General features: G+C 59.2%; 6 protein-coding genes. 2 read left to right on the plus strand and 4 right to left on the minus strand.

The window, feature by feature from the left end; genetic code table 11:
* Positions 1–367: 367 nt before the first annotated feature.
* The 3 genes from ACS5Q1_RS46130 to ACS5Q1_RS46140 form a co-directional block, all read right to left on the minus strand.
* Positions 368–1,969 carry a sensor histidine kinase gene (locus tag ACS5Q1_RS46130; RefSeq protein WP_473104497.1) on the minus strand — a complete coding sequence of 534 codons (1,602 nt, stop codon included), beginning with the start codon at positions 1,967–1,969 and terminating at the stop codon, positions 368–370.
* A complete protein-coding gene (locus tag ACS5Q1_RS46135) occupies positions 1,950–2,141 on the minus strand; it encodes a type II toxin-antitoxin system ParD family antitoxin (RefSeq protein ID WP_473104502.1) in 192 nt (63 codons plus the stop codon). Before ACS5Q1_RS46135 ends, ACS5Q1_RS46130 begins: the two co-directional genes overlap by 20 nt.
* A gap of 290 nt (positions 2,142–2,431) precedes the next feature.
* Positions 2,432–2,836 (minus strand): response regulator, encoded by a 405-nt coding sequence (locus ACS5Q1_RS46140; RefSeq protein ID WP_473104498.1) that lies wholly within the window; start codon positions 2,834–2,836, stop codon positions 2,432–2,434.
* A gap of 403 nt (positions 2,837–3,239) precedes the next feature.
* Between ACS5Q1_RS46140 and ACS5Q1_RS46145 the strand changes: the two genes are divergently transcribed.
* Positions 3,240–3,929, plus strand: a complete 690-nt coding sequence (locus ACS5Q1_RS46145; protein ID WP_473104499.1) for a recombinase zinc ribbon domain-containing protein — start codon at positions 3,240–3,242, stop codon at positions 3,927–3,929.
* A 217-nt stretch (positions 3,930–4,146) separates the two neighbouring features.
* Here the strand turns inward: ACS5Q1_RS46145 and ACS5Q1_RS46150 are convergent, their stop codons facing one another.
* Positions 4,147–5,055, minus strand: coding sequence for a complex I NDUFA9 subunit family protein (locus ACS5Q1_RS46150; protein WP_473104500.1), 909 nt, complete (start codon positions 5,053–5,055; stop codon positions 4,147–4,149).
* 195 nt (positions 5,056–5,250) lie between these two features.
* On the opposite strand from ACS5Q1_RS46150, the gene ACS5Q1_RS46155 reads away from it, so the two are divergent.
* The gene (locus ACS5Q1_RS46155) at positions 5,251–5,553 is read left to right on the plus strand and encodes a response regulator (protein ID WP_473104501.1); all 303 of its coding nucleotides are present in this window, start codon (positions 5,251–5,253) and stop codon (positions 5,551–5,553) included.
* Positions 5,554–5,726: the final 173 nt, after the last annotated feature.

Consider the following 5,726-nt stretch of genomic DNA (forward strand, 5'->3'; position numbering starts at 1 on the left):
CCTTGGGCCCTGGCTCAGGGGCTCTGCGGCTGACCGCCCGCACGCGCCGGCCCTGGCGGGCCAGCTCGGCCACGAGGGCCCGACCGGCGCCGCCGGTGGCACCGAGGACAACGTGGTACCCTCCGGTCTCCGCCACGATCTCAATCCTCCCGAGAACGGCCGATGGCCATGACGACTCATCCTTTCCCGCGCCAAGAAGTCGATCAGGCGCCAAGGTGCACTCGAGCCTGCCCGGGACGGGGAGGTTGCAGGACGTCCTCCCTCCGGAGCCATTTGATCGCTGGAGTACGCCATCCCCCACCGTTGAGACAAACGATTCAGAGCCACGAGCAGTTGTTACTCAAACCCGTAGCAATAGGAAGAATCTTTACCGTTCGAGCTGAGTCTCAACCGCCAGCGGCGAAACCATGGTGCAAACTACACCACCAGGCTCGAACTTGATTTCCACCTTGCCGCTCAACTCCTGAGCAAGGCTGCGCTCAATCAATCTCGTTCCAAAACCTCTGCAGCTCGGCTCCTGAACAGGCGGGCCTCCCATTTCCTCCCAGCACATTTCCATCACGGGCTGGCCCGCATCGCCCGTCAGTGTCCAGACAATCATCACCCGGCCTGTCCCATTCGAGAGTGCACCGTACTTCACCGCATTCGTCACAAGCTCCTGGAGTGCCATGGCCATCGCCAGCGCAACGCGAGGGGATAGCCTGACCTCAGGCCCTCGGATGTCGAAGCGACCATCGCCGTACCAGCGGTAAGGCTCGATGGCTTGGCGAATGATTTCACGCAGATAAGCGCCTTCCCAGTTCTCACGGGTCAGAACATCATGAGCTCGCGATAAGGCAATCAGGCGGCTTGCGATAGCTTCCTTGGCCGCTTCAGGTGTCGCAGCCGTGCGCAAGGTCTGACTTGTGATGGATTGAACGGTAGCAAGGGTATTTTTCACCCGATGATTCAACTCGTTGATCAGTAGGCGCTGATGCTCCTCTGCCCTTTTTCGCTCGCTGATGTCCCTGAAGTAGACTGACAGCCCGCCATCGGCTGTTGGATAGATGCTGATATCCACCCAGTATTTTACAATGGGCGATAAAGCCTCAATGCGCACCGGGCGGCGCTCCTGCATCGCCTGTTGATGGGCCTTATAGGGAATACTAGCGACAGATTGAGGGAACTCTTCCCAATAGACCTTGCCAATAAGGTCCTCACGCCTGCGGCTCCAAATCTCTTCGGTCTTGCGGTTGATGTAGGTGAAGCGCCACTCATGATCCACAGCATAGAAGGCGTCCGAGATACTCTCCAGGATCTCCCAAAGCCGCTCTTGGCTCTCGCGTAGGTCCTGCTCGCTTTGCCGCTCCTCCGTACGATCGCGCAGGATCTTGAGATAGCCCAGTAGCTCGCCATCCCTGATGGGCATAAGAACACCGTTCCCCCAGAAACAGGTTCCGTCCTTCTTCAGGTGCCAGCGTTCGTCCCCGGCTCGTCCTTGAGCCACAGCGGTTTGCATCTCCTTCTTCGGCACACCTGCTTCCCGGTCCTCAGAGGTGAAGAAGAATGCTCCATTGCGTCCGAGGATCTCATCTTCATCCCAGCCGAGGATGTTCCGCGCTCCGCTGTTCCAGCTTGTGACAGCGCCATTCAGGTCAAGCGTGATGATGGCGTAGTCCGTTGCGCTCTCAAGGATGGCGCGAAGCCAGCTTTCACTGGCACGCAGTGAATTCCGGGATTGCCTGAGTTCCCTGATGCGCGAACTGGCGCTAGCCAGCCTGTGAGCGTGCTCTAATGCGATGGAGGCTATGTCCTCTTGTACTTTGTCCGCCGTAGAAGCCGCAGTAGCGTTGCTTTCGGCACGTCGAGCCGTCAACTGAGTCCGAAGATACTCGTTCTCATGCTCTAGCTTCTCAAGACGCTGGAGCGTCGCCTCAAGCTGCTGAAGCAGGCTATTCTGGTCCAACAACTCAGAATTTTTGTCGCTCATGCTCAGACGCTCGGCGGGGGCTGTTCTGAATCTTTTCTTCCCGTATAAGCAGCCTCAGAGCCGCGCGGACAACCTCACTCGCGCTCTGATATTGTCCAGAAGCCACACGGGCTGCAACGAACTGTTCCAGCTTCGGGGTGATGGAAACATTCATGGTTCTGCGTGCTGGCATAGCCAGGGAGGTTAAGGGTGAGCGGCTGAGTGTCAAGGTGTGCCACACCCCCCAATCTCGGCATTAGTGCTCAGACGCTTTACTCCGTCACCGTCTAGCAGGCCGCGATGACAAGGACACTCCAAGCCAACCGCTCTTCACTCTCTGCCTTGAGGGCCGCGGCGTAGGGTTCTGTCAGAACCCCTTCTTTCACCCGCGCAAGATGGCCTACGTTTGATACCGGACCGGGACCGCAGTGCTGACGTCAGAGTGGGTTGTCAGCCAAAGCAAGAAAATCGCAGCCTCAAGGCCTATCGCTGACGCTCCTTAGGCTGAGATTGACGGCCTTCTACAATCCCGTAATCCGCCAAAGCATTGTGGAGCGCGTCGATGGTTGATGGGATAGACACCCGGGGCATCTGCTGAAACTCAGGCAGAGCATGTTTTTGTTCATGAGGTGAGTAGACAATGATTGGCACTTTCCGCTGCTTCAGTTCACGCGCCATTCCAACGCAGGAGCCAGACTGCAAGTCAACATCCAAGACCGCTATGTCAGGGGTGTCGGTCGCGAGCCACTTCATCGCGCCAGCACAAGTAAACGGGCCCGCAACTGCATAGCCTTGATCCTCCAGATCATCGGCTAGGTACATGCCAATAGCGGCATTGCTCTCGACGAGTAACGCACAAGGGCGTCCCGAGGCACTGGACCGGGCCACAGCATATTCCCTCCCACGCCATATTCTTAGTCGCTTATCGGAACGCTGTACTTGGGCGCGTCACCAGACCAGTCATAGAGGCGTATCCATGCTAGATGTAGTTACGATTACACACCTTCTTCAATGAATACAATTGCCCATAATTTATACTATTAAACGATTAGTAATATAAATCTCTGCGAGAGCAGCTAAATGGGAATGTGTCGCGCTTTTTATTACGGGGCTTCAGCGATCGTGACCGATGGCGTAAGGTGGCGTGTTCAAGGGCACTTCTCTATTCGGCAGTTTAAGGTCAAGCGCTTTTGGGCTGTTTTACCGTTCCGGTATTTGACGTCACTCGCGGGTCTTGCTTCTCTTCGGGATCAGCTCTCGAGCTCTCCCATGATGGGATCAGAAGAATGAGGTGGTTCAATCTGTTGCGCGTTCTGATCGCGCCTGGCGCTTCGGGCGCAGCATGTCGACGGGCTATCGCTACTACTTCTGTCGAGGCAAGCAGGCGGCTTTCGACTCGCACCGGGAAACCCGATGCCCCGCGCGGTACATTCCGGCCGAGCGATTGGACGCCTTGGTCTGGGAGGATGTGTGTCAGCTGCTGACCCATCCGGAGGCGCTCCAGCTTGCCTTGGAACGAGCCCATGGCGGACACTGGCTGCCGCAGGATCTGCAGGCTCGTCGCGAGGTGCTGCGACGCGGACATTCTCGCCTACAGCAGCAGATCGAGCGGCTCACGGAGGCTTATCTGGCAGGAGTGTTGAGCCTCGAGGAGTATCGGCGGCGCCGGCCTGATCTGGAGCGGGCGCAGCAGGCGCTCGACGCCCAAGCGGAGCAGTTGGATCGCCAAGCCGAGATCAAACGCTTCGGCCTGACCTTAGAGGCTTTCTGCCGGCGGGTGTGCGACGGGCTGGAGCAAGCAACATGGGAGCAAAAGCGCCAGCTGGTGGAATGGCTGGTGGCACGGGTCATCGTCACCAACGGCGAGGTCGAGATCCGTTATGTGATCCCCACCACTCCGGACACGGAAGCCAAACGCTTTTGTCAATTGTGTTCAGACTATCGAGACTGCAATCGGCCGGTTCAAACGCGAGCTCGGTGAAGCACTGCGCTCGCGGACAGACCGACGTCGCATCACCGAGATCGCAATTGCGGTTCATGCCCTTAACCGCCTGCTTGAGCTTGGACGCCCAAAGTCTGTCCGCATCACTTGAACTTGGGTTACGGGTGCGTTCAATGCGTCCGCAATCCGATTCATGCAACAAAGCCGCAGAAATGTGCTCCAGCTTTCCTGCCCGTCGCGACGGGCTCCGCGGAGGTCAGTCCCGTCGATATACTGCCAAATAGTCAGGCACGATGGTCTCGAGTACTTTTGGTTCAATCCCCACATCGCCCAATGTTGACTCGGCGCCGCTGACCACCTTGTCTGTCTTCAGCAGCCGGACCTGATCGCGGGTGAGCGGCGCGTCAGGGAACACCTGCAGCAGCCCACCCAACATCTCGGCCGTCCAGAATGGCAGGGGCACCAGCAACAGTCGGACGCTGATGGTCGCGCAGACAAACTCAAGCAGCTCTTTGAAGGTATAGACCCGGGGGCCGCCGAACTCGTAGGTCTGGCCGCGGCTGGCGGGGTTCGCCAGAATGGCACCAACTCCCGCCACCATATCCTCGACATAGACGGGGTGAAGCCTCGTCTGCCCGCCGCCGACCAGCGGCAGCGCCGGCAGCCGGCGCGCCAGCGCGGCAAAGCCATTGAAGAAGTGATCGTCTGGGCCGTAAACCAAGCTGGGACGGATGATCGTCGCCTCGGGGAAAGTGGCGCGCACCGCCGCTTCGCCGGCCGCTTTGGAGCGGTCCGCCAGTGCGGGTGCTGTGCGGCTGGCCCCGAGCGCCGACACATGAACCAGTTGCCGGACACCCAAGCGCCTGGCGGTGGCGGCCACCCGGCGAGCCCCATCTTCATGAAGGGCCGTGAAGGTTTGCCGTCCTGCCTGCGAGAGAATGCCGATCAGATTGATGACCGTGTCAGCTCCTTGGATCGCCGCCTGCACAGCCGCATCATCGAGAATGTCGGCCTCGACCAGTTGGACCTGAGCGAGCCTCAGAGGCTCTGCTGTGGCGAGCGGATGGCGCGCCGCGATCCGCACGGACGCTCCCGTCCTGGCGAGATGCTCGACCAGATGCCGACCGATAAAGCCCGACCCGCCGAAGACCGTGACGTGCTGCATCGCTGCCGCTGTGCCCTACCAGGATCAATGCGAACCTATTGGCCTCAGTTCTGAGTAACCTGGCCATTCGCCCGCAGAAGGCAGAGTCTCTCTGCGCGTTTGATCGCATATTTTAGCGACTTGAAGGTCGGTTAAATGGGCGGAGGTTGGTTGAGGCGCGTAAGGCTTTTTGGATCGGACTGAGGCAGAAGTGTCTTGAGTAAGCTGGATCAACGTCTCCGGATGGACGGGCTTGCTGATGAAGAGAGCCCCATCGGGCCCGTGGCTTGGTTCGAGACAGCTCTGGCACTTGCTCAGGACGCCGAGTTCGACGTCGCTGTTCTCGATCTCAATCTGAATGGAAGGCTCAGTTATCCCGTCGCCGCGGTGATCTACGGCCGCGGGATCCCCGTCATCTTCGCAACCGGGTACGGTGGGGCTGGACTGCCGGGTCTATTCTTCTTGGTTCTCGCGACCGGACCTGAAGGACCAGCCTCTGCGTTATCATTCCGATCATGAGTCAAGGCCCAGAGGCGATCCATCCCGAGCAAGGGAGGTGCTCATGAGGCGAACCACGTATTACGTGTTCCACTCGGCAACGGCCCCTGACCTGCGTGGCATCACCGGCGATCCGGACGGTGCGACGCTCCCTGCCTCGGACGGGCCCTGGACCCTGGAGCAGCAGATCGCCC

The organism is Microvirga sp. GN3 (assembly GCF_055792825.1).

Bases quoted from the DNA above. Each gene is read 5' to 3' on its own strand.
- ACS5Q1_RS46130 (WP_473104497.1), bottom strand. From the start codon at position 1,969: ATGAGCGACAAAAATTCTGAGTTGTTGGACCAGAATAGCCTGCTTCAG.
- ACS5Q1_RS46135 (WP_473104502.1), bottom strand. From the start codon at position 2,141: ATGCCAGCACGCAGAACCATGAATGTTTCCATCACCCCGAAGCTGGAA.
- ACS5Q1_RS46150 (WP_473104500.1), bottom strand. From the start codon at position 5,055: ATGCAGCACGTCACGGTCTTCGGCGGGTCGGGCTTTATCGGTCGGCAT.